At 58.6% G+C, this 20353-nt stretch carries 19 protein-coding genes; 6 read left to right on the forward strand and 13 right to left on the reverse strand.

Annotated features, from left to right (window positions below; genetic code table 11):
* Positions 1-31 precede the first annotated feature (31 nt).
* Together FPL19_RS06985 and FPL19_RS06990 are read left to right on the forward strand one after the other, a co-directional pair.
* Complete coding sequence (locus tag FPL19_RS06985) at positions 32-1657, forward strand: diguanylate cyclase (protein ID WP_150911740.1); 1626 nt, start codon at positions 32-34, stop codon at positions 1655-1657.
* 30 nt (positions 1658-1687) lie between these two features.
* Positions 1688-2722 (forward strand): histone deacetylase family protein, encoded by a 1035-nt coding sequence (locus FPL19_RS06990; protein WP_150911741.1) that lies wholly within the window; start codon positions 1688-1690, stop codon positions 2720-2722.
* On the opposite strand, the gene FPL19_RS06995 is transcribed toward FPL19_RS06990, so the two are convergent.
* The 9 genes from FPL19_RS06995 to FPL19_RS07035 form a co-directional block, all read right to left on the reverse strand.
* Complete coding sequence (locus FPL19_RS06995) at positions 2717-3271, reverse strand: YgjV family protein (RefSeq protein WP_150911742.1); 555 nt, start codon at positions 3269-3271, stop codon at positions 2717-2719. The genes FPL19_RS06990 and FPL19_RS06995 overlap by 6 nt on opposite strands.
* A 16-nt stretch (positions 3272-3287) precedes the next feature.
* The gene (locus FPL19_RS07000; RefSeq protein ID WP_150911743.1) at positions 3288-3497 is read right to left on the reverse strand and encodes an acetyltransferase; all 210 of its coding nucleotides are present in this window, start codon (positions 3495-3497) and stop codon (positions 3288-3290) included.
* Positions 3498-3537: 40 nt separating this feature from the next.
* Positions 3538-5133 carry an alkyl hydroperoxide reductase subunit F gene (gene ahpF / locus FPL19_RS07005; RefSeq protein WP_150911744.1) on the reverse strand — a complete coding sequence of 532 codons (1596 nt, stop codon included), beginning with the start codon at positions 5131-5133 and terminating at the stop codon, positions 3538-3540.
* A gap of 214 nt (positions 5134-5347) precedes the next feature.
* On the reverse strand, positions 5348-5911 hold the full coding sequence (gene ahpC / locus FPL19_RS07010; RefSeq protein WP_150911745.1) for an alkyl hydroperoxide reductase subunit C: 564 nt from the start codon (positions 5909-5911) through the stop codon (positions 5348-5350).
* A gap of 130 nt (positions 5912-6041) precedes the next feature.
* Positions 6042-7319, reverse strand: coding sequence for an ABC transporter substrate-binding protein (locus tag FPL19_RS07015; protein WP_150911746.1), 1278 nt, complete (start codon positions 7317-7319; stop codon positions 6042-6044).
* A 61-nt stretch (positions 7320-7380) separates the two neighbouring features.
* Positions 7381-7713 (reverse strand): DUF7352 domain-containing protein, encoded by a 333-nt coding sequence (locus FPL19_RS07020; RefSeq protein WP_225314319.1) that lies wholly within the window; start codon positions 7711-7713, stop codon positions 7381-7383.
* 82 nt (positions 7714-7795) lie between these two features.
* A complete protein-coding gene (locus FPL19_RS07025; protein WP_150911747.1) occupies positions 7796-8713 on the reverse strand; it encodes a LysR family transcriptional regulator in 918 nt (305 codons plus the stop codon).
* Position 8714: 1 nt separating this feature from the next.
* Positions 8715-9437, reverse strand: a complete 723-nt coding sequence (locus FPL19_RS07030; protein WP_150911748.1) for an anti-sigma factor family protein — start codon at positions 9435-9437, stop codon at positions 8715-8717.
* Positions 9434-9925, reverse strand: a complete 492-nt coding sequence (locus tag FPL19_RS07035) for an RNA polymerase sigma factor (protein ID WP_150911749.1) — start codon at positions 9923-9925, stop codon at positions 9434-9436. Before FPL19_RS07035 ends, FPL19_RS07030 begins: the two co-directional genes overlap by 4 nt.
* A gap of 128 nt (positions 9926-10053) precedes the next feature.
* Between FPL19_RS07035 and FPL19_RS07040 the strand changes: the two genes are divergently transcribed.
* Entirely contained in the window at positions 10054-11385 is a 1332-nt protein-coding gene (locus FPL19_RS07040) for a S8 family serine peptidase (RefSeq protein ID WP_191965229.1), read from the forward strand.
* 9 nt (positions 11386-11394) lie between these two features.
* Here the strand turns inward: FPL19_RS07040 and FPL19_RS07045 are convergent, their stop codons facing one another.
* Positions 11395-12381: a surface lipoprotein assembly modifier gene (locus FPL19_RS07045; protein WP_150911751.1), complete on the reverse strand. Its 987-nt coding sequence runs from the start codon at positions 12379-12381 to the stop codon at positions 11395-11397.
* Positions 12382-12453: 72 nt separating this feature from the next.
* On the reverse strand, positions 12454-12960 hold the full coding sequence (locus FPL19_RS07050) for a hypothetical protein (protein WP_150911752.1): 507 nt from the start codon (positions 12958-12960) through the stop codon (positions 12454-12456).
* A 151-nt stretch (positions 12961-13111) separates the two neighbouring features.
* Between FPL19_RS07050 and FPL19_RS07055 the strand changes: the two genes are divergently transcribed.
* Positions 13112-13867, forward strand: coding sequence for a DUF3047 domain-containing protein (locus FPL19_RS07055; RefSeq protein WP_150911753.1), 756 nt, complete (start codon positions 13112-13114; stop codon positions 13865-13867).
* 96 nt (positions 13868-13963) lie between these two features.
* A complete protein-coding gene (locus FPL19_RS07060) occupies positions 13964-16027 on the forward strand; it encodes a TonB-dependent siderophore receptor (RefSeq protein WP_150911754.1) in 2064 nt (687 codons plus the stop codon).
* A 25-nt stretch (positions 16028-16052) separates the two neighbouring features.
* Here FPL19_RS07060 and FPL19_RS07065 read toward each other — a convergent pair whose 3' ends face one another.
* Positions 16053-16796: a substrate-binding periplasmic protein gene (locus FPL19_RS07065; RefSeq protein ID WP_150911755.1), complete on the reverse strand. Its 744-nt coding sequence runs from the start codon at positions 16794-16796 to the stop codon at positions 16053-16055.
* A 57-nt stretch (positions 16797-16853) separates the two neighbouring features.
* Positions 16854-18359 (reverse strand): sodium/proton antiporter NhaB, encoded by a 1506-nt coding sequence (gene nhaB, locus FPL19_RS07070; protein ID WP_150911756.1) that lies wholly within the window; start codon positions 18357-18359, stop codon positions 16854-16856.
* Between the two features lie 255 nt (positions 18360-18614).
* Here nhaB and FPL19_RS07075 point away from each other — a divergent pair, with 255 nt between their 5' ends.
* Entirely contained in the window at positions 18615-20342 is a 1728-nt protein-coding gene (locus tag FPL19_RS07075) for an aminotransferase class III-fold pyridoxal phosphate-dependent enzyme (protein WP_150911757.1), read from the forward strand.
* Positions 20343-20353 lie beyond the last annotated feature (11 nt).

The raw sequence follows: 20353 nt of genomic DNA on the forward strand, positions 1-20353 counted from the left end.
CTGGCTGGCCAGTGATCTGGCGGTTAATGCCATGCGCAAATCCACTGGCCAGAACCTGGAAGAGGTGGCGGTTCAGCTGCGGGACAAGATCGAGCTGGACCTGCACGAGCGTTACCGCGACCTGAAAATAGCCGCGGCGATCACCAGACAGCGTCTGAAGGAGCAAGAATCGCCGGAGATTTCAGCGCTGCTGGACGCCTTGGCCGACAACTTCCCCAGCTATGCCTGGATTGGCCTGGTTTCCCCGGAGGGCACCGTAATGGCCAGCACCGACAATCTTCTGAAAGGCATGAATGTTGGCCATCGGCCCTGGTTTCAGGCTGCCCGGGATAAGCCGTTTCTCGGGGACGCTCATGAAGCCGCCCTGCTGGCCGACAAACTCGCGAACAAATCGGGGATACCCCTGCGATTCGTGGATATCGCGGTACCACTGAAATCCGACAGCGGCGAGCTGATCGCAGTTCTTGGGGCCCACCTTTACCTGGACTGGGTTGCGGACCTGGGCCAGTCACTGCTCGCGCCCCTTCAGGAACGACTGGCTTCAGAGCTGATTGTGGCGGACAGAGAGGGCGTCATACTCATTGGGCCGGACAACACCGTGGGTGACAAACTCGGTGACCCGTTGATCGCGGCTGCCCGGTCAGACCAGGCCGGCCACCTGATCACCACTATGGGTTTGCAGCAGGCAGCCACAACCGAGGATTATCTGGTGGGATTCAGCCGTCTTCGGGATCGCGAGGAATACGCCAGCTTCAACTGGCTGGTACTGGTTCGCAAACCGGCGGAGCAGGCGTTCCTGCCCGCAAACGACCTTCGCAACACGATTCTGGCCGTCGGGATACTGATGGCCCTGCTGCTTATTCTTCTGGCATCTTCCACCGCCCGCCTTACAACGCGTCCTCTGCTTCAGATGGCGCGAGAGGCGAATGATCTGGACCCGGATAACCCGGACACCTTCATCAAACAGCGGGACGACTATGAAGAAGTCAAAGTACTGTCCACGGTCCTGCGGGAGCTGATCCGGCGGCTGGCAGAAAAAACACGTCAGATGAACCAGCTGAACACCACCCTCGAGCAACGGGTAACGGAACGTACCCGTGAACTCGAAAAGGCCAACCGGCGACTTGAGGAAACCGTGCGAACCGACGCCCTGTCGGGTCTGAATAACCGCCGTTACCTGTTCGAGCTTGGCAAAACGGCGATCAAGAAAGCGGTTCGCGCCGGAACGCCTGTTTCTGCGATCATGTTCGATGCTGATTTTTTCAAAAAGGTGAACGACACCTATGGCCATGCCGTCGGCGACAAGGCCCTGATTCACCTGAGCTCCCTGGCCAGCAGTGCGGTACGGGACGTGGACATACTGGCCCGCATCGGCGGCGAGGAATTCGCCGTGCTGCTGGAGAATACCAGCGAAGAGAGAGCCGCCGAGGTGGCAGAACGCCTGAGAACCGCCATTGCCGACTCGCCGCTACCGTTGGAGCGGGGCAACCTTTCCCTGAGCGTCAGTGTGGGTGTGGCCAGTTTTGTTCCTGACAGCTCCGACGAGCTTGATATTCTTCTGGTTCAAGCGGACAAGGCGCTTTACGCCGCGAAAACCGGCGGGCGAAACCAGGTGTGTCTGTATTCCCAGCTCCGGCAGCAAACCGACAACCACTGATTCATCCAGACCAATGCGGGCTTTTTTGCCATGAAAACCGTTTTTTCACCACTGCACAGTCGCCGCACCGCGAGAACCGAGCTGGACGGGGGCATCCTGATAGAGCCCCACGAAAAGCCCTCACGGGCGGAAACCATACTGGGCCGGGTCAAGCAGGAGGCGCTGGGCGAGGTACTGGCCCCCAAGGAATTCGGTCCTGATCCGGTTCTGCGGGTGCACACACAGGATTACGTCAACTTTCTGCGAACAAGCTGGGCCGACTGGGCTGCAGAGGGCAAACCCGGGGAGGCCATTCCCGCGGTCTGGCCCGGAAGAGGCATGCGCCAACGGGTACCGAAAGACATTGATGGCCGTCTGGGGTACTACAGTTTTGCCGCTGAAACCTCCATTACCGACGGCACCTGGGAAGCGGCCTGCGCCTCCGCCAATGTGGCGCTTACCGCACAGGCGCTGGTCGCCGACGGCGAACCGGGAGCCTTCGCGCTCTGCCGTCCGCCGGGTCATCACGCCCACGCCGACCTGTTCGGAGGCTACTGTTTCTTCAATAACGCCGCGATCTCGGCGCAGGCGTTCCGGGATCAGGGGGCAAAACGGGTGGTGGTGCTAGACGTGGATTTCCACCACGGCAACGGCACCCAGAGCATCTTCTACCAGCGCAACGATGTGCTGACCATAAGCCTGCACGGCGACCCGGACCTGGTCTTTCCCCACTTTCTCGGTTTTGAGGATGAGACCGGCGAAGGCGAAGGCAAGGGCTTCAACCTCAATATCGTCTATCCGCCGGGTACCCCGTTCAGTGTCTGGCGCGAGGGGCTGGAAGCCGCCTGCATCCGGATCGCAGCCTATCAACCGGACGCGCTGGTGATCGCCCTGGGCGTGGACACTTTCGAGGACGACCCGATTTCCTTTTTCAAGCTCACCTCCGCGGATTACCTGCAGATGGGAGAGCAGATCGGAAAGCTGAACCTGCCTACCCTGTTTACCATGGAAGGCGGCTATGACGTGGACGCCATTGGCGTGAACGTGGTGAATGTGCTGAAGGGATTCGAGCGGGCGCGGCTATAGACCGGACTCGTTAAGTTTTTCAAACGCCTCTGGGTAGCGGCGCTTCATCCGGGCAAGCCGGAAGATGGTGATAAAGTTGGTGACCACCACAAGGCCTTCGGCGAGCGTGCCGCCTACCGAACCGATAAGGATATTATTGAGCATCCAGCAAATGGCCGCGGCCGCCAGCATCAAACGCATGGGAATACCGCGGAGCATGAACATACCGACAGTGCCGAACACGGCGGCGGCAATGGCGAAATAATCCACCGGGCTGCGCCAGGTCAGAACAGCCGCCAGCAGGTTCACAGCCAGAACCGCCAGCATCACCTGCCAGTTGCCCAGATAGCGCCGGGCCAGCATGATCCGGCCAATCACCAGCAGGCTAAGAACCGCCGCCGTCCAGCTGCCGAACAGGGCGAACTGGGTGGCGAAGGCCACATTCGCCGAGATCAGCAGAACCATCAGCCGGTCGTCCCGCTTGCTGGCAAAACCCACCAGGCAGAACCCCAGGGCGATCAGGCTGACCACCTGGCCCGCCATATCGGTATAACTCATGCCCTCAAGCATGGCCTAAAGTTCCGGCCTAACGTCTACGATACTCCGGGTCCGTCCAGCAGACCGGCAGGGATTCCCCGGAAGGGAAGTTCAGGCCGGACTTGTCGAACAACTCCGGATCCTGGGCTTCCTCACCGAAGTGCAAGCTGCCTTTGACCCTGGTTTCATTGGGATCAAACAGTGCCAGGGTATCAAGCACTTCGATCATATGACCCGTCGATTTTTCGGCAAGAAACATACTCGCTCCTCCGGAGATCACTGACGGTTAATGAAGCAGCTCAGGCCGCCTGTTCGTCACTCTCGCTGTCATCCACCGAGTTTCGAATCAGGAAGTCGAAGGCACTCAACGCTGCTTTAGAGCCGTCGCCCATGGAAATCACAATCTGCTTGTAGGGTACGGTAGTTGCGTCCCCCGCTGCAAAAATACCCGGAATGGAGGTTTCGCCGCGCTCATCAACGATGATCTCGCCATGCTGGCTCAGTTCAATGGAACCCCTCAGCCATTCGGTGTTGGGGATCAGACCAATCTGGATGAACACACCTTCCAGCGATACGTCATGCACCTCGCCGCTTTGACGATCCTTGTACTTCAGACCGCTAACCTTGCCGCCTTCACCAAAGATTTCCGTAGTCTGGGCCGAGGTCAGGATTTCCACGTTTTTCAGGCTGCGCAATTTCTTCTGCAGTACGTCGTCCGCTTTCAGTTCATCGGCGAATTCCAGCAACGTCACGTGGCCGACGATACCCGCCAGGTCGATGGCCGCTTCCACACCGGAGTTGCCGCCACCAATCACCGACACGCGCTTGCCCTTGAAAAGGGGGCCGTCACAGTGGGGGCAGTAGGCCACGCCCTTATTGCGGTACTCTTCCTCGCCGGGCACACCGAGCTGGCGCCAGCGGGCGCCGGTGGACAGTACCAGCGTGCGGGATTTCAGCGACGCGCCATTAGCCAGCTGTATCTCGTGATGCCCGCCGCGGCTTGCAGCTGGAATCAGCTTTTCCGCCCGCTGCAGATTCATGATATCCACGTCGTACTCTTTAACGTGCTGCTCCATGGCCGCAACCAGTTTCGGGCCTTCGGTATAAGGCACGGAAATCAGGTTCTCGATGCCCATGGTATCTGCCACCTGGCCACCAAACCGTTCCGCCACGATACCGGTGGAAATGCCCTTACGGGCGGCGTATATAGCCGCAGAGGAGCCAGCCGGGCCACCGCCGACAACCAGCACTTCAAACGGGTCCTTGTGCCGGAGCTTTTCCGCTTCCCGGGCTTCGGCACCGGTGTCCAGCCTGGCGACGATTTCCGCCAGCGACATCCGGCCCTGACCGAAGGGCTCGCCGTTCATGTAGACGCTAGGCACCGCCATGACTTCCCGCTGCTCCACTTCATCCTGGAACAGGGCACCGTCGATGGCAGTGTGCTTCACGCCGGGATTGAGCACGCTCATCAGATTCAAGGCCTGAACCACGTCGGGGCAGTTCTGGCAGGACAGCGAGTAATAGGTCTCGAATTCAAAGTTACCGTCCAGGTCACGGACCTGCTGAAGCAGTTCCTCGGTTTCCCGTGACGGATGCCCGCCGACCTGCAACAGGGCCAGAACCAGTGAGGTGAACTCGTGGCCCATGGGGATACCGGCGAAACGCACACTGATGTCGTCGCTACCAACCCGGGTAATGGCAAAAGACGGCCTGCGGACATCGCTGGATTCTTCCGTGCGCAGGCTGATCTTCTCCGACATGGGCTCCAATTCATCCAACAGCTGCTTCAGCTCCTGGGATTTGGCGCTGTCGTCATAGGCTGCCACCAGCTCGATCGGCTGTTGCAGCTTGGCCATATAGGCTTTCAACTGTTCCTTGATGTTGGCATCCAACATGAAAAGCTCCTCTTTGAAGATCAGATAACACTGCGAATCGTTAGCCACAAACGATACGGACCGACCGTCTAAAGCTCAAATTAATTGCTATTAAATACTTAATAGGGCTTCACTATTTTGTGATTTTATCGGCCACAAAGACAGAAGGCCCGCAATGCGGGCCTTCTGACAGGCATTGCGACGCGTCTTTCCGTCGCTTTAAGCAGTATTGTGCTTAGATCTTGCCAACGAGGTCCAGTGACGGAGTCAGTGTTTCCTCGCCTTCTTTCCACTTGGCGGGGCAGACTTCGCCCGGGTGCTTGCGCACGTACTGAGCGGCTTTCACTTTGCGCATCAGATCGTCTGCGTCACGGCCGATACCTTCCGCAGTGATTTCCATTGCCTGGATAACGCCATCCGGATCAATCAGGAAGGTGGCGCGGTCCGCCAGGCCCTGGCCTTCACGCATCACGCCGAAGTTGTTGGTGATGGTGCCAGTCTGGTCGCCAACCATGTAGTAGTTGATCTTGCCAATGGTGTCTGAGCTGCTGTGCCATGCTTTGTGGGTGAAGTGGGTGTCGGTAGACACGGAGAACACTTCCACGCCCAGCTTCTGCAGTTCTTCGTACTTGTCTGCCACGTCGCCCAGCTCAGTCGGGCATACAAAGGTGAAGTCGGCCGGGTAGAAGAAAAATACAGCCCATTTACCTTTTACATCAGCGTCTGAAACCTCGACAAACTCGCCATTTTTGAACGCCGTGGCTTTGAATGGTTTGATTTCGCTGTTAATTACACCCATCAGTTAAAACTCCTGGAATTTGTGGAATGAATAAAGGGAATCGTAAATACCTTAAAGAAGTGGGCGCCAAAATAGTAATTTCAAGCCCAACAAACAAATAGATTATCCTTAGACAAACTATAGGATATAGCTATTGCTGGTCGGTGCGTTCGAGAATACTTGTCAGCGTTGCCAGAGTGGCATCGACGGAGAGCCCACCATTGAGGAAGTGAACGAAAGTGTCCATGGCGGGCGTCGACTTTGAACGGGGCATCTGCCGATCAAAGAACTGGGAATAGCCGCTGGCTCTTTGCAGAATAGCGTTGCCGGTGGCCACCAGCCTGTCTTCCGGTTCCGGGGCCTGACGGTTCGGAGCGATGGTACCAAGCTGGCGATTGAACCAGCCCTGGATGTCCGGCCGGGCCACAAACTGCAGAAAAAGCTCGGCCTCCTTCACATTGCGCGCCCGGCTGGGAATAAACAGCAGATCGGTGGGAGCCTCTTCTGCCATCGGATGCCCAGAGTTCATAGTGGGGAACGGGAACAAGCCCATATCCTCTACCAGCTGGTCCGGGAACTGCGGCACCACAAACCCGCCCATCAACATCATGCCCGCCTGCCGCTGATAGAGGTACGGCAACGCGCTGCGCCAGCTTGTCTCGCTGTGCCCGGACAGGAAAAAATTCCGGTCGATGAGATCCTGCCAGGCGTTGAACACCCGGCGGACGCGTTCATCGTCAAAGTCTTCGCGACCTGCCAGCAAATCTTTGTGGAACTCGAGGCCGTTGGTTCGCAGATTCAGGTAGTCAAACCAGGCTGCGGCAGGCCAGCGCGCTTCCGACCCGAGGGCGATCGGGGTGATGCCCTCTGCTTTCAGGGCCTCCCCGACTTCCAGAAACTCATTCCAGGTTTCCGGCGGCGTCAGGCCCAGGCGCTTGAACAGGGATTTCCGGTAATAGATGCCCCAGTGATAGTACGAGATAGGCAACCCCATGGGCTGGCCATCGTGCATCACGACACCGCTGACTGAAGGGGGGAATGCCTCATCCCACTGCCGGGACTGCCAGAGGTTGGTAATGGGCCGAACCAGGCCCTCGCGGTAAAACTCCGCCATCAGGTATCCGGCAAAATAGAACAGGACATCCGGCGCATCGTCAGGCTGGCGCAGCCAGGTCTCAATCCTGGCCTTGTAGTCTTCCTGCTCGTACTCGCGATGACGCACATCGATCTGTGGGTAGGCACGTTCGAAACGTTCAATCAGCCTCTGATAGACCAGCCGCTGTTCGCCGCCTGACACCATCAGCCTGAGGTTCAGCGCCCCCTTCATTGGCTCCGACAGCTCAGTGGCCTGGGCGGACAGTATCACCACCAAAGAGACGATAATAATTCTACAGAAGCCTGCAGCAGGCAGGCTCAGACATCGGAACATCAATCGACTCGGCTAGGTTGGACGTTAAGTCATCCAAGTCTAGCCGAGCTTTTGGCGGATTTCAGCCTGCAAGGGAAAGCGGTGACACATCGGCAGGGTCCGGACGCTCGCCAGCTTTCTCTTTTACCTCAAAGACGTGGTAAGCCTCAGGCCCGAACGGGTCCAGGGCGGTGTCCACGTACTCGTAGGCAGAAGGCACCGGATCGCCAGAAAATGCCACCATAAACTTCCGTTCAAGCTCTGGCAGATCCACCTTCAACGGCTGTTCTACCCAGAGAAAAACCGCTTTGTCGGGTACCAGATATTCGCAACGGACCACCCGGCAGCCGGGTTTCAACTTCAGGGTGGTCGGCTGCCCTGCACTGTCTAGCCTGAATTTGTGAATGGTTTTCATGGTCCCATCTCCTGTTGTGGGTAACTAACACAGGAACATTGTCGGGCACCGTATAAACAAAAAGAATCGACTTTTTTACTATTTATTGATCGATTTTCTCGAGCCTTTCGCCCAGCTCCGGGCGCTCCTTGATCAACTCCGCCACTGCGGTATTGTGGGTTTTCCCCGAGCGGGTAACCGCATAGAGCGTGTCCCGCACCTCGGTAATGCGGGCAATGTGCTCTACCTGATACTGACGGCAGACCTCGTCCCGGATGGCCGTGGGCGCCGCGAAATACCCCAGGCCCTGCCGGCCGAATACCTTGATCAGCGCGCTGTCGTCGACTTCGGCCACGACCTTTACCTGTATGCTCTGGACCGCGAACCAGTTCATCAGTGCCGTTACGTAGGGCGCTTTCAGGGAAGTTGCCAGAAAAGGCTGGCCATCAAGACTTCTCGGAAACCTTTCCCGCAGCGTTTCCGCCAGTTCCGGCGCTGCGAACAGCGACATGGAGGACGCCCCCAAACGGTAGGTGCGGAAGCGGCCCGCCTCGTCGGACCCCGGCTGACGATCGGTCAGCACCACCTCCAGTTCCCGCTGGGCCAGGCGCTTGAGAAGTTCGTCCGGATCTCCGGTATGGCAGCTCAGGCGCACTTCCCGTTTCAGCGTCAGCACCGGCGCGGTCAGGTGGTAGGCGATCAGTTTATGGACAGACGCCGCAATGCCGATGTCCAGCCGCAGCGGGCGGTCTTCCGGCGGCTGACGAATCACATCCGACAGCGCCTGGGCGGTCTGGAACATTTCATCGGCGTAGCCCAGTACCGTCTGGCCAAAGTCCGTCAGTTGCAGCGAACGATTGGCCCGGCGAAACAGCGCCCCGCCCAGTGAGGCCTCAAACGTGGCCAGCTGCCCGCTCAGGGTCTGGGGCGTCAGGTCCAGATGCTCGGCGGCCCTCACGATGGAGCCTTCCCGGGCGATGGTCCAGAAATAGAACAGATGGCGAAGGTTCAGGTTGTCCACATCAGTTTCTCCATTGCCCCTGGAGCAGCTCACGCTCCTTTTCAGGACCAATCGGCGGGCCGGCCATCATCCGGTCCAGGGTGCTATCAAGCACACTGCCACCACTGGCGGTCTGATAGGTACTGGCTTCCGGCAGTGGCCCGGCCTTGACCCGGGCAACCTGCTCCCAGCTTCTCGCGTTAGTAAGGCAGGCAATCTGCTCGGAAGCCTCGCCATCCGATACCAGACGGAACTGCCGGCACCATTCCCCGGCCTGGTTCCGGAAGGTCAGCCTGGGGGTCAGGGTTGCCTGGCCACCGACCTGGTGAATCTCGCCACTAGGCCGGGTATCCAGCGCCTGGGCAACCGTCTGCCAGGAAGGGTCGCCGGAGGATGGCATACCGAACCACTGCATCAACGCCACACCGGCAACAACCGCAGCCGCTACTGCCTTCCCGGCATGACCACGCAGCGTGCGCCACCAGGGGAAGGTCACCACATTATCCGGTGACGCAGCGGTGTCCGGGGCCGGCTCCTGTTCCAGCAGCCGCGTCACTGATTCCGGCATGGGCCGATCATCAATGGCGGCATAGTGCTCCTGCAACTGCGCGTCCACCGAGGCCATTTCAGCCAGCCGGTCGGCCAGGGTCGGGTCCTGCGCAAGCTGGTGCCTCACAGCCTCCATTTCCGCGTCGGTCAATTCACGATCAAGGAACGCCGACAGGGTTTCGTCTGTCATCTTCATGAATCGGTCCTCATGGTTACGGGCGTCAAGGCCTCACCCAGCGCGGCTCTGGCGCGGGCCAACCGGCTCATCACCGTGCCTTTCGGCACATCGAGAATCTCGGCAACAATCTTGTAGGGCATGCCCTGCAACGCCACCAGGGAGATAATCTGGCGCTGGTCTTCCGGCAGCCGCGACATGGCCGCATCCACCCGGTTCCATTCGATCTCTTTGGTGGTCTGATGCTGGCCGTCCACGACCTGTCCGTCCGTCAGCTCCGGCTGCTCCGCCGCTTCCCGCCGAACCTTTTTGGCCCGGCATTCGTCTATCCAGACATTGCGGCAGATTCGGAATGCCCACTTGGTCAGGTCGGCGTCCTGCGGCATATCGCGGGTCAATAGACGTTCCACGGTATTCTGCAGCAGGTCGTCTGCCTCATCCATGGACCCGGTGAGCGAATAGGCAAAGCGCCTGAGCCTCGGTAATAGTTCGGTGATTTCCTGTCGCATAGACATCTTTTATGTTGAGTGTTACCGATAAGACGGCTCGGATCGGGTTTTATTCCAGAGAGCGGGGGAATTTATCCCGCGCTCAGCCGTTATACCTTATGAAATACTCTCAAGTCCGGATGGGAACCATGAAAACTTTTCTCAAGACCCGCCTGATCCCCACGGCTGCCCTGTGCCTGCTTTCCACTCCCGGTCTGGCACTCGTTGGTGGCGGGGCGTCAGGCGGCCCGATAGCGCCCATCATCCAGCAGGTGGAACAAAGGGCCCGTCAGGCCGTTGAGCGAGCCATGGACCGACGCCTGCAGGAACAGATCAGATCCGAGGCTGCTGAAGTCAGGAAGCAGCTTGAAGAATTACCGGCAAGAGCGCCAATAAGCACCAGCGACGGACAGCAGGCATTCTATGATATCGCGCTGGAAAACGGCTTTCGCGCCGTACAATCCCAGTGGCTGGTTACCGGCACCGCTGCGGAGATTGACAGCCTGGATCAGCCGGGCATTACCGTTCTGGAACGCCGCCAGTTAAGCCGTCTGGGCATGACCCTGGCACGCTTTCGGGTAACAGAGGACCTGGATTCCCGTGAAGCCCTTGAAACGGCGCTCCCGCAACTGGCCGACCGCCTGGATCGCAACCACATTTACAAGCCGCAGGCGAGTGGCGATGCAGGCGGAAATGCCAGGGAAGTCCGTCCCCGGTGGCAAAGCCACTGCACTGGTTCCCTGGGCATCGGCATGGTGGATACCTCCATTGCCACCGACCATCCGGTTTTTGCGGAAGCACGGATCGTTCAGGAACGTTTTCTGGATGTCGCAGAAGGGGAGCTGACAGACGCCAAAGCCCACGGCACCGCGGTTGCCAGCCTGTTGGTGGGCAGCCGAAATGGTCAATGGCCCGCCCGCCTGTCAGGGGCGACGGTGTACAATGCTTCGGTCTTCTATGGCCAACAGTCCAGACTTACCGGCGCTACACTCAGCCATCTGCTTGAAGGACTGAACTGGCTGGCCAGCCAGCCGGTGTCGGTGATTAATATCAGCCTGACCGGGCCGGATAACCGGCTTCTGGCCGCTGCAGTCTCAGCGCTCAGGGACCGGAATTTTCTGCTGGTGGCAGCCGTGGGCAATCAAGGGCCAGCCGCATCGCCTCTGTATCCGGCGGCCTATGATGGCGTGCTGGGGATAACGGCCGTGGATGGGTCGGGGGAACTCTATCGGTGGGCGAACAGGGGGAAGCAGGTGATGTTTGCCGGGCCGGGGGTTTCCGTTCCGGTAGCTCGGCCAGGCGGTGAGATGGTTAATGACGATGGCACTTCCCTGGCATCACCGGTCATAGCCGCCGCCCTTGCCTGCCGTCGCGCCGAGTTGGCTGAACAACCCGCCATCGACAGCCTGATACGTCAGGCCCGTGATCTCGGCGAGCCGGGCCGCGACCCGGCTTTCGGACATGGTTTTCTCGACTTGTAGGCGAGACCCTCAGAATCCCGCCTTGAGCGTCACCCCCGCCACGGTCTTCTGGTAGTCCGCCGACGCCTCATTGGAGGAGTAGTGGCCCCAGGACACGCTGGGCTCCAGGCTGAATACCTCGCTCAGACCAATCCGCCAGCTTGCCTCCAGAATATGGGCGTTATCGACCCGCTCACTGGTGGTTCGCTCGGTCAGGCCACCGGCCAGGGGATTGTTGAACTGCGGCGAAGAGCCGGAAACGGTCACCTCATCGTACCGGCGCTTCTCATAACGCCAGCCGAACCGGAGCCGGTTGTCTTCACCGCCCAGCGAAAACTTGTGCACCAGCGCCGTGCGGACGCGCAGCAGGTCATTATCGAAAGCCTCTGACTTCGCGTCTTCACGACTGCCATCCAGGCCAAGCAGTACATGGCTTTGGGCCTGGTTGAAAAAGAAAAACGAATCCAGACTTACCCCGCGGATATCGGAATCCCGGGCGTTGCTTTCCTCGAAATCCTTGCGTTTGCCCTGCAGGCTGGCCCGAAGGTAGACGTCCTGGCCGACCATGCTGCCGAGATAGACACTGGCACGGCGGAAATCGAGAAACGGATCCGAGCCATTGGGCCCAAGCGTCGCTTTTGAATAGTAGTAGCTGGTTCCGATGGTGACCGGATCAAAGTCATAGCTGATATCCGCCGACAGCAGATGGATATTCTGATCGAACTGATCAAGATTCTGGTAGCGTCTGCCGGACAGCGAATAGCCAAGCGTAACGGTCACGGGTTCAACGGGTTTCAGGATCCCGTCCAGACCGGCATCGAATATCCAGGCGCCATCGCTCTGGTCAGAGGCGGTATTCAGTTCATCCACGGTCACGTTGCTGTCGTGTTCAAAACCGCCCTCAACATACCCATTGAGACGTGCCTTATCCTCTGCCTGCTGGGCGTACACAAGCAACGGGGCCATCGCAAGGCTCAGGACAGCGGGCAGGGTGAGAATGCGTTGTATCGGTTGCATAGTGCTCTGCTCCTTTGGGCTGCCAAAAAGAAAGCCGGGCACTGAGGCCCGGCCGACGTGAAGGAAGAAATTTTACAACAGGCCGCCACTGGCGGAGCCTTTCACTGCACCTTTGACGCTGTTCTGAACTTCACTTCTGACACTGGCAGAAACAGACGTGCCGATCTGCTGATTGGTTTCAGCGCGAATTTCGGCATTGCGTGACTCGTTCATCCGCTCCTGTGCCTGTTCGCGCTTCTCGGCGGCCGTGTCCGAAGCTGCCTCGGCCGAAGCCGACGCAGCGCCACGGACTTTCTGGCCAGTTTCGACCCCGGCCCTGACCGCTTTACTGGCGTTCTGACGGGCCTCAGCGCTGATCGCCTGGCCCTGCTCCCGGGCTTCGTCCCGGACCGCTTCGCCGTTGCCGCCGGCCTGCGCGTTGGCAGAACCGTTGCCGCTGGCGGAAACACCATTCTGGGTGCTTGCCTGGGCGTTCATGTTGGCTTCGGCTTCTGCGCTTGCATTGGCCGAACCTTCAGCGGCAAACGCACCAGCGGAGAGGATGGAACAGATTGCGAGTGTCAGTACATGCTTTTTCATGATTACGTCCTCCTGTTTTACCCTTTATGGGTGGCTTTCATCAGGAAGACGGCTGGGTAAACACCTTATTCCATCCAGGCGGGTAATTTTTTTCAATGCCCGCTAACCTGTTCTGATCATCCCCCAGTGAACATCGACACAGGGCACCGATATGATCAACCATCGTTTAAGCAAAACCGGGCTTGCGGCATGTCTGGTCCTGCTGCTTGCCGCCGTCTATTCCACCCTGGCTTTCCCCCAGAACGAAAAGGAGTCGCTTCTAAAGCCCTTCTCTACCGCCACCTCCCTGGCGCCAGAGTGGGAGGAACTGAAATTCCCCAATATCGACCGCCTTACCCGATACACCCTGGTGACGGAGAACGGCCAGCAGGCGGTCATGGCGTCAACAGACAACAGTGCCTCGGGCCTGATTGCGCGCATTCGGGTGGAACCCGGGGAGAAACTGATGTTGCGTTGGCGCTGGAAGATTTCATCGGTGTACGAAAACGGTAACGCGCGGCGCAAGTCCGGTGATGATTACCCGGCCCGCATTTACGTAGCCTTCGAGTTTGAACCGGACAAAGCCGGTTTTTTTGAGCGGGCAAAACGCCAGGCCGCGGCCCTGGTTTTCGGTCAGGAGCTGCCGGGCAACGCCCTGAACTACATCTGGGCCAACCAGTTGGATAAAGGCACCCTGGTGGCCAATCCCTTCACCGACACCACCATGATGATTGCGGTGGAATCCGGCAACGACAAAGCGGGCCAGTGGCTGTCTGCCGAGCGGGATATTGTGGCCGATTACCGCCGTGCCTTTGGAGCCGAGCCACCGGCCATTGTGGGCGTGGCCATTATGTCGGATTCCGACAATACCGGCGCAAGTGCCAGGGCATGGTATGGAGACGTCACCCTGACCCGGGAACATCGTTAACGTAATGCGAGTCATTTGCATTACGATTTGTTAAGGGCTAATATTCCGCTAGATTTTGTAGCCGTCTCTCCCTTTGCAAACTGCAGGTTGTCTCCCATGTCTAAAGATTTCGTGCCTTCTCCCGTGACCAGAGCTGTCCGTCTGGCGCTCGGCAGCAGTCTGATCGCCTTTTCCTATCCTTCCCTGGCTCAGGAAACCACCAATCTGGACGCACTGGTGGTCTCAGCCACTGCGTTGAAGGTGGAAACGCCACTGGTAGAAACGCCACGCCCGGCCTCGGTGGTGGATGAAGAAGAGCTATCGGAGCGGAACGTACAGTCCCTGGATGAAACCTTTCGTTACCGTGCCGGTGTAACATCCGGCTTTTATGGGCCGGACAACGACACCGACTGGATCAAGATTCGCGGTTTTGACCAGTCCACCTACCAGGACGGCCTTCGCATCTACCGACAGGGCTTCTATCAGTGGCTTCCGGAAACCTATGGCCTCGACCGGGTGGAGTTGCTGAAAGGCCCGGCATCAATCCTCTATGGCGAAGCGCCTCCGGGCGGGGTGATCAACGCCATCAGTAAACGCCCCACCGATGAAGCCCGGGGCGAGATCCAGATTCAGGCCGGAACCAATGCCCACCGACAGCTCGGGTTAGACACCTCCGGCCCCGTAGGTGACAGCAGTGATGTCAGCTACCGCCTTGTCGGCCTCTACCGCGATGGCGAAGGTGATATTGATTACACCGAGAACGAGCGTTACTACGTTGCACCCAGCCTTCGCTGGGACATTTCGGACGATACATCGCTGACGCTGCTGGCCAGCTTTCAGAAAGACGACGCCGTGCCCTATAACGGCTTCAAACTGGCTTACGGCACAATTCAGGACACGCCTTTTGGCAAAGTGGAGCCTTCCACCTTTTACGGTGAGCCCGGCTACGACACCAACGAGCGCACCCAGTCTGCCCTCGGTTACAGCCTGTCCCATCAGATCAACAATACCTGGGAGTTCCAGCAGGACGCCCGCTACAGCGAGCTCGACCTGTTGTTGCGCAGTATCTACATGTCTTTCCAGAGTGGCCCACGCGAGGGGACCCGGGGCATTGTCTACCGGGACGGTAATCTTGAGAGCTGGACCCTGGACAACCGCCTGGTCGGCAAATGGTTCACCGATCGTACCGAGAACACCCTCCTGATCGGCGTTGACTACCAGGATCTGGAAACCCGGGGCAAAGAGCTGGACAACTTTGCGTTCTCCACCATCGATATCTTCGACCCGTCCTACGGCAATTTCACACCCGTGGCCCCAGCAGATCTGACCCTGGTCAATACCCGCAAAGAACAAACGGGGCTGTATATTCAGAACCAACTTCGACTGGATAACCACTGGGTATTCCTCGCCGGGGCGCGTTACGACCAGGCCGATGTGGTTAACCGGAATCTGAGTGCCGATAGCCGCGAGAAAGCGGATGCGGAGGAAGTCAGCCTGTCCGGTGGCGTGATGTACCTGGCGGACAACGGACTATCGCCCTACCTTTCCTGGACCGAATCATTCGAGCCAATTGCCGGCACCGACAGCAATGGCAATCTGTACGAGCCGCGCTCGGGTGAGCAACTGGAATTCGGGGTCAAGTATGCGCCTGACGATCTTGATGGCTATGTCACGGCGGCCATCTACAACATCAAGGAAGAGAACTCTCTGGTGAACAACCCATCCGGATTCCAGGTTCAGGAGGGCGAACGGGAGACCCAGGGCTTTGAAATTGAAAGCGTGGTTTACCTGACAGATCAACTGGAGCTGACGGCCGCTTACACCTACAACGATGCCACAAGCGACAATACCACCGATAACCAGCCCGAAGCACCGGCAGACCTGATTCCCCGCCACTCGGCTTCTGCCTGGCTTGATTACACCTTCCAGGCCCTGGCGCCGGGCCTGAAATTAGGCGGTGGTGCCCGCTATGTGGGAGGAACGGATGACAGCTTTACCGGCGCAGCGGTTCCGTCCTATACCCTGGTTGACCTGATGGCCAGTTACGCCTTTGCCGATAACTGGAGAGCGCAGCTGAATGTGAACAACGTGGCTGACCGCGAATACGTCGCCAGCTGTGAGTTCTATTGCTACTACGGTGAAGAACGCAGCATTACCGGGACGCTCAGCTACCGCTGGTGACCAACAGAATCGGATAGTCGCTGATTTACTGCAGCGGCTCCAGTTCGCCAGTTTCCACCAGGCGGCGGTATGCCTCATCAAACTTCTTGATAACGGCTTTTGCATCAGGAAGAGCCCGGGACACAATGAACGCGCCCCGGGCCTCGAATATGGGCGTGCCGGTAAGATCAAGCGCCGGAAACTCGCTCCGCACCGCTTTAACCGGCTCGTCGTAGTCCAGCACGTAGCGCCCCCGGCCCAGCTCCAGCATCCGCAGAGCCGACTCATGGCCGGGCGAATAGGATAAATCGTTATCTTCCAGGGGCAGTTTCTCAAGTGCCCCCAGATAACTGAATCCGTTAATCAGAATCAACGGCTGACCCACCAGGAATTCAAGGCTGTCCGGTGGCTCGGCGCTGCTACGGTGAAAGGCGTAGAGAACCACTTCCATGGGGGTGACGGTACTTTCGAAGACACTGCCCTGAAGCGCCGGAATACCGGCCACGCCGGGCCATAGATCGATTGTTCCGTTCTGAAGGTACAGATAGACCCGCGCAATCGGCAGATGCACCCACTCCACACGGTAACCGGCCTCGGCGGCGACCTTATCGGTCATCTCGATCCACGGACCAGACGCTTTGCCTGCTTCATCCACATATTTGAACGGCGGGAATTCGACGAAACCGGTTTGCAGCACCGGTCGCTTGTCTACGGAGTCAGCCGCGGACAACAGAGCCGGAAACAGCACGCCGGCGGCAAGAAAAAGCACTACCAGTGATGCTCTGGTCATAAGTCTGCACCTCACGAATAAAACGTAACAGACAGGGTCCGTTTTGTACGACCGAGGCTAGACAAAATTGATGACACAGAACAGGCCTACCGAGCTCATCACAATAGTATAGGGCAACGCCATCACCACCATGCGGCCGTAGGACAGCCGCACCAGCGGCGCAATCGCGGAGGTCAGCAGAAACAGAAACGCCGCCTGGCCGTTGGGGGTGGCCACACTGGGCAGATTTGTGCCGGTATTGATCGCCACCGCAAGCTCCTGGAAATGCGCATAGCTGATGCTGCCATCATCCAGCGCCTGCCGCACTTCGCTGATATAGACCGTCGCCACGAATACGTTGTCGCTGATCATAGACAGAAAGCCGTTGGCGGCAAAGAACCAGCCCGGCTGCTGGTCCTTCGGCAGGCTCAGAACGAAATCAATCACCGGTTTGAACAGATGCTGGTCGTGTATAACCGCAACAATGGCAAAGAACACAACCAGCAATGAGGTAAACGGCAGGGACTCCTGGAACGCCTTGCCGATCTGGTGCTCGTCCGTCACGCCGGTGAAAGAGGTGATCAGAATGATCACCATCAGGCCAATCAGTCCCACCTCGGCCAGGTGGAACGCCAGGCCAACCACCAGAATAAACGCCGCGATCGCCTGAACCCATAGGGCGGCCTGATCCGCTTTGGTACGACGGGCGCGCTCATTATCGGCAAACTCCACCAGCACCTGACGAACTGGCTTTGGCAAACGTGCGCCATAACCGAACCAGCGCAGTTTTTCCAGGGCCCAGCATGTCAGCAGCCCCGCACCCAGTACCGGGAAACTCACCGGTGCCATCTGCCTTACAAACTCGGCAAAATCCCAGCCTGCCACCTTGGCAATCAGCAGGTTCTGGGGCTCACCGACCATGGTGGCAACCCCTCCCAGCGCCGTGCCGATCGCTCCATGCATCAGCAAGCTACGCAGAAACGCCCGGAACCGGTCGAGGTCCTCACGATGCAGTTCGACTACCAGCTCATCGCTGGCCGTATTGTGGTTCTTGTGGTGGTAGCCCCTGCCCGAGGCCACCTTGTGATAGACCGAATAAAAGCCAACCGCCACGCTGATGATTACGGCGGTGACGGTCAGCGCGTCCAGAAACGCCGACAGCAGGGCTGCTGCAATGCAGAACAGCAATGAAAGGGCTGATTTCGACCGTACGCCCACCAGAATCTGGGTAAAGGTCACCAGAAGCAGGTCTTTCATGAAGTAGATACCTGCCACCATGAACATCAGCAGCAGGATCACCGGGAAATTCTTTAGCAGCTCCTCGTAGACCGTCTCGGGAGTGGTCATGCCTATCAGTATTGCTTCAATCGCCAGCAGCCCTCCGGGCAGCAGCGGGTAGCATTTCAGCGCCATGGCCAGAGTGAAGATGAATTCCGCCACCAGTACCCAGCCTGCCACGCCCGGCCCCAGGGTCCAGACAATCAACGGGTTGGCAATCAGAAACAATACAATGGCCTGTTTGTACCAGGCAGGCGCGTTGCCCAGGAAGTTGGCGGCAAAACTACCAGTGACGGTGGAAGGCATAGCTTTTTTCACTTCAGTTGTTCAGTGCGGAGGGGTGGTGCCGAAGGCGCGGCAATCTTACCAGAGACGGCCAGGGAATTTCGCGAGATCTGCGAACAGATGACAGTTTTTCAGCAAAATTGATGGAAGAAAATGATTTCCATCAACACTTTATTCGGTGGCGCCCTTTTGCCTGTCATGCAACTGTCCGAAAACTGACACAAAGGCTTCACCTGCTATTGCTAGGTTTCAATAAAACCAGCAGGAACAGGTTCTATGACGTCTGCCTTTATTGTCTACGCTTTCGCAACAGCCGCCGGCCTCTACTTTATTTACCGCCTTGTAGTCAGGCTGCAGCTGTCTCGGGCGAAACATCCCTCGTTACGCGGACACAGCAACTGGTCCCGGCGGGTGGCACGTCTGGTGCCGTTTTTCAGCTACGATGAGCACGGTTTTTTTGCCAGTGACGGCGCGCCAACGGAAATACAGCAGCAGCGTCGCCAGGGGCTGCTGGCATTGCAGAGTCGGGCCGAACAACAATGCGCAAAAACCCTCGCCCACTGCCGCAGCCTGAAAGAAAGCGTTTCCGATATCCGCTTTACCAGCCGTTACCGGGTGCCTTTTCCGTTCACTGACCAGTTGCCGGAGTGTTTTCGCCTGGGCTCCATGGCCGAGGAAAGCCGGGGCTCGCAGGTGCGGGATCTGGACGGCAACTGGCGCTATGACCTGTCCGGCTCCTACGGCGTCAATGTCTTTGGCTACGACTTCTACAAGCAGTGCATGGACGAGGGTATCGCCAGAACCCACGCCCTGGGCCCGGTACTGGGCGCCTACCATCCGCTGATTACCGAGAACGTGAACATCATCCGCGAAGTGTCCGGGCTGGACGAGGTGTCTTTCCACATGTCCGGCACCGAGGCGGTGATGCAGGCGGTGCGATTGGCCCGCTACCACACCGGCAAAACCCATCTGGTTCGTTTCTGCGGCGCCTATCATGGCTGGTGGGACGGCGTGCAGCCGGGTATCGGCAACACCCGCAAGGCCCGGGATGTCTACACCCTGGCCGATCAAAGCGAACACACCCTGCACATACTGCGCACCCGCAAGGACATCGCCTGCGTGCTGATCAATCCGCTGCAGGCCTTCCATCCCAATAGCGATGCCCCCTCCGATACCGCGCTGGTGGCCAGTGACCGCAACAACGGTTTCGACAAAGAGGATTACACCCGCTGGCTGGCGCAGGTAAGGGAAGTCTGTACCGAGCGGGGCATTGTGCTGATTTTCGACGAGGTGTTTACCGGCTTCCGGCTGGCCTGGCGCGGTGCCCAGGCGTTCTTCGGCATTCAGGCGGACCTGGTGACCTACGGCAAGACCCTGGGCGGTGGCCTGCCGATCGGCGTGCTGGCGGGAACCCACCGATTGATGCAACGCTTCAAGGACAATCAGCCGGTCAACGTGTCCTTTGCCCGCGGCACCTTCAATTCGCACCCCTATGTGATGGGTGCCATGAATGCCTTCCTGGAGCGCGCCCGCCAGCCTGAGTTCCAGCAACAGTACCGGCAGTCGGAAAGCCTCTGGAACCGGCGCGTGGCCACGTTTAATCAGCGTTTGGAAAGTGAAGCCCTGCCGCTGCGAATCACCAACATCCATTCCATTCTCTCGGTGCTTTATACCCGGCCCAGTCGCTACAACTGGATGCTTCAGTTCTATCTGCGCGACGCCGGGCTGGAACTGAGCTGGACCGGCACCGGCCGGCTGATCATGAGTTACAGCTTTACCGACGACGACTTTAACCAGGTCATCGAACGCTTCATCGCCGCCGCCCGCAGGATGCAAGCAGAAGGCTGGTGGTGGCAAAGCCCGGGACTGACCAACAAGGCCATCAAGCGCCAGTTTCTGGTGGACATGCTGTGCGCCCGGTTTCCGGTACTGAAAGGCCGGCTGAACGGCCCCCTGGCGCTTCCCGAGCAAACGCCCGAGACAAAACCCGTGCCGGCCCGATAACGGGCCCGGAC

It is taken from the genome of Marinobacter halotolerans, assembly GCF_008795985.1.
GTDB lineage: Bacteria > Pseudomonadota > Gammaproteobacteria > Pseudomonadales > Oleiphilaceae > Marinobacter > Marinobacter halotolerans.

Excerpts from the sequence above, each read along its gene's own strand:
- FPL19_RS07050 (WP_150911752.1), bottom strand. The coding sequence starts at position 12,960 with ATGAAAAAGCATGTACTGACACTCGCAATCTGTTCCATCCTCTCCGCT.
- FPL19_RS07035 (WP_150911749.1), bottom strand. The coding sequence starts at position 9,925 with ATGCGACAGGAAATCACCGAACTATTACCGAGGCTCAGGCGCTTTGCC.
- FPL19_RS06985 (WP_150911740.1), top strand. The coding sequence starts at position 32 with ATGCGCAAATCCACTGGCCAGAACCTGGAAGAGGTGGCGGTTCAGCTG.
- FPL19_RS07055 (WP_150911753.1), top strand. The coding sequence starts at position 13,112 with ATGATCAACCATCGTTTAAGCAAAACCGGGCTTGCGGCATGTCTGGTC.
- FPL19_RS06995 (WP_150911742.1), bottom strand. The coding sequence starts at position 3,271 with ATGCTTGAGGGCATGAGTTATACCGATATGGCGGGCCAGGTGGTCAGC.
- FPL19_RS07045 (WP_150911751.1), bottom strand. The coding sequence starts at position 12,381 with ATGCAACCGATACAACGCATTCTCACCCTGCCCGCTGTCCTGAGCCTT.
- FPL19_RS07030 (WP_150911748.1), bottom strand. The coding sequence starts at position 9,437 with ATGAAGATGACAGACGAAACCCTGTCGGCGTTCCTTGATCGTGAATTG.
- FPL19_RS07065 (WP_150911755.1), bottom strand. The coding sequence starts at position 16,796 with ATGACCAGAGCATCACTGGTAGTGCTTTTTCTTGCCGCCGGCGTGCTG.
- FPL19_RS07020 (WP_225314319.1), bottom strand. The coding sequence starts at position 7,713 with ATGAAAACCATTCACAAATTCAGGCTAGACAGTGCAGGGCAGCCGACC.
- FPL19_RS07075 (WP_150911757.1), top strand. The coding sequence starts at position 18,615 with ATGACGTCTGCCTTTATTGTCTACGCTTTCGCAACAGCCGCCGGCCTC.
- nhaB (WP_150911756.1), bottom strand. The coding sequence starts at position 18,359 with ATGCCTTCCACCGTCACTGGTAGTTTTGCCGCCAACTTCCTGGGCAAC.
- FPL19_RS07060 (WP_150911754.1), top strand. The coding sequence starts at position 13,964 with ATGTCTAAAGATTTCGTGCCTTCTCCCGTGACCAGAGCTGTCCGTCTG.
- FPL19_RS06990 (WP_150911741.1), top strand. The coding sequence starts at position 1,688 with ATGAAAACCGTTTTTTCACCACTGCACAGTCGCCGCACCGCGAGAACC.
- FPL19_RS07040 (WP_191965229.1), top strand. The coding sequence starts at position 10,054 with ATGAAAACTTTTCTCAAGACCCGCCTGATCCCCACGGCTGCCCTGTGC.
- FPL19_RS07000 (WP_150911743.1), bottom strand. The coding sequence starts at position 3,497 with ATGTTTCTTGCCGAAAAATCGACGGGTCATATGATCGAAGTGCTTGAT.
- ahpF (WP_150911744.1), bottom strand. The coding sequence starts at position 5,133 with ATGTTGGATGCCAACATCAAGGAACAGTTGAAAGCCTATATGGCCAAG.
- FPL19_RS07015 (WP_150911746.1), bottom strand. The coding sequence starts at position 7,319 with ATGTTCCGATGTCTGAGCCTGCCTGCTGCAGGCTTCTGTAGAATTATT.
- ahpC (WP_150911745.1), bottom strand. The coding sequence starts at position 5,911 with ATGGGTGTAATTAACAGCGAAATCAAACCATTCAAAGCCACGGCGTTC.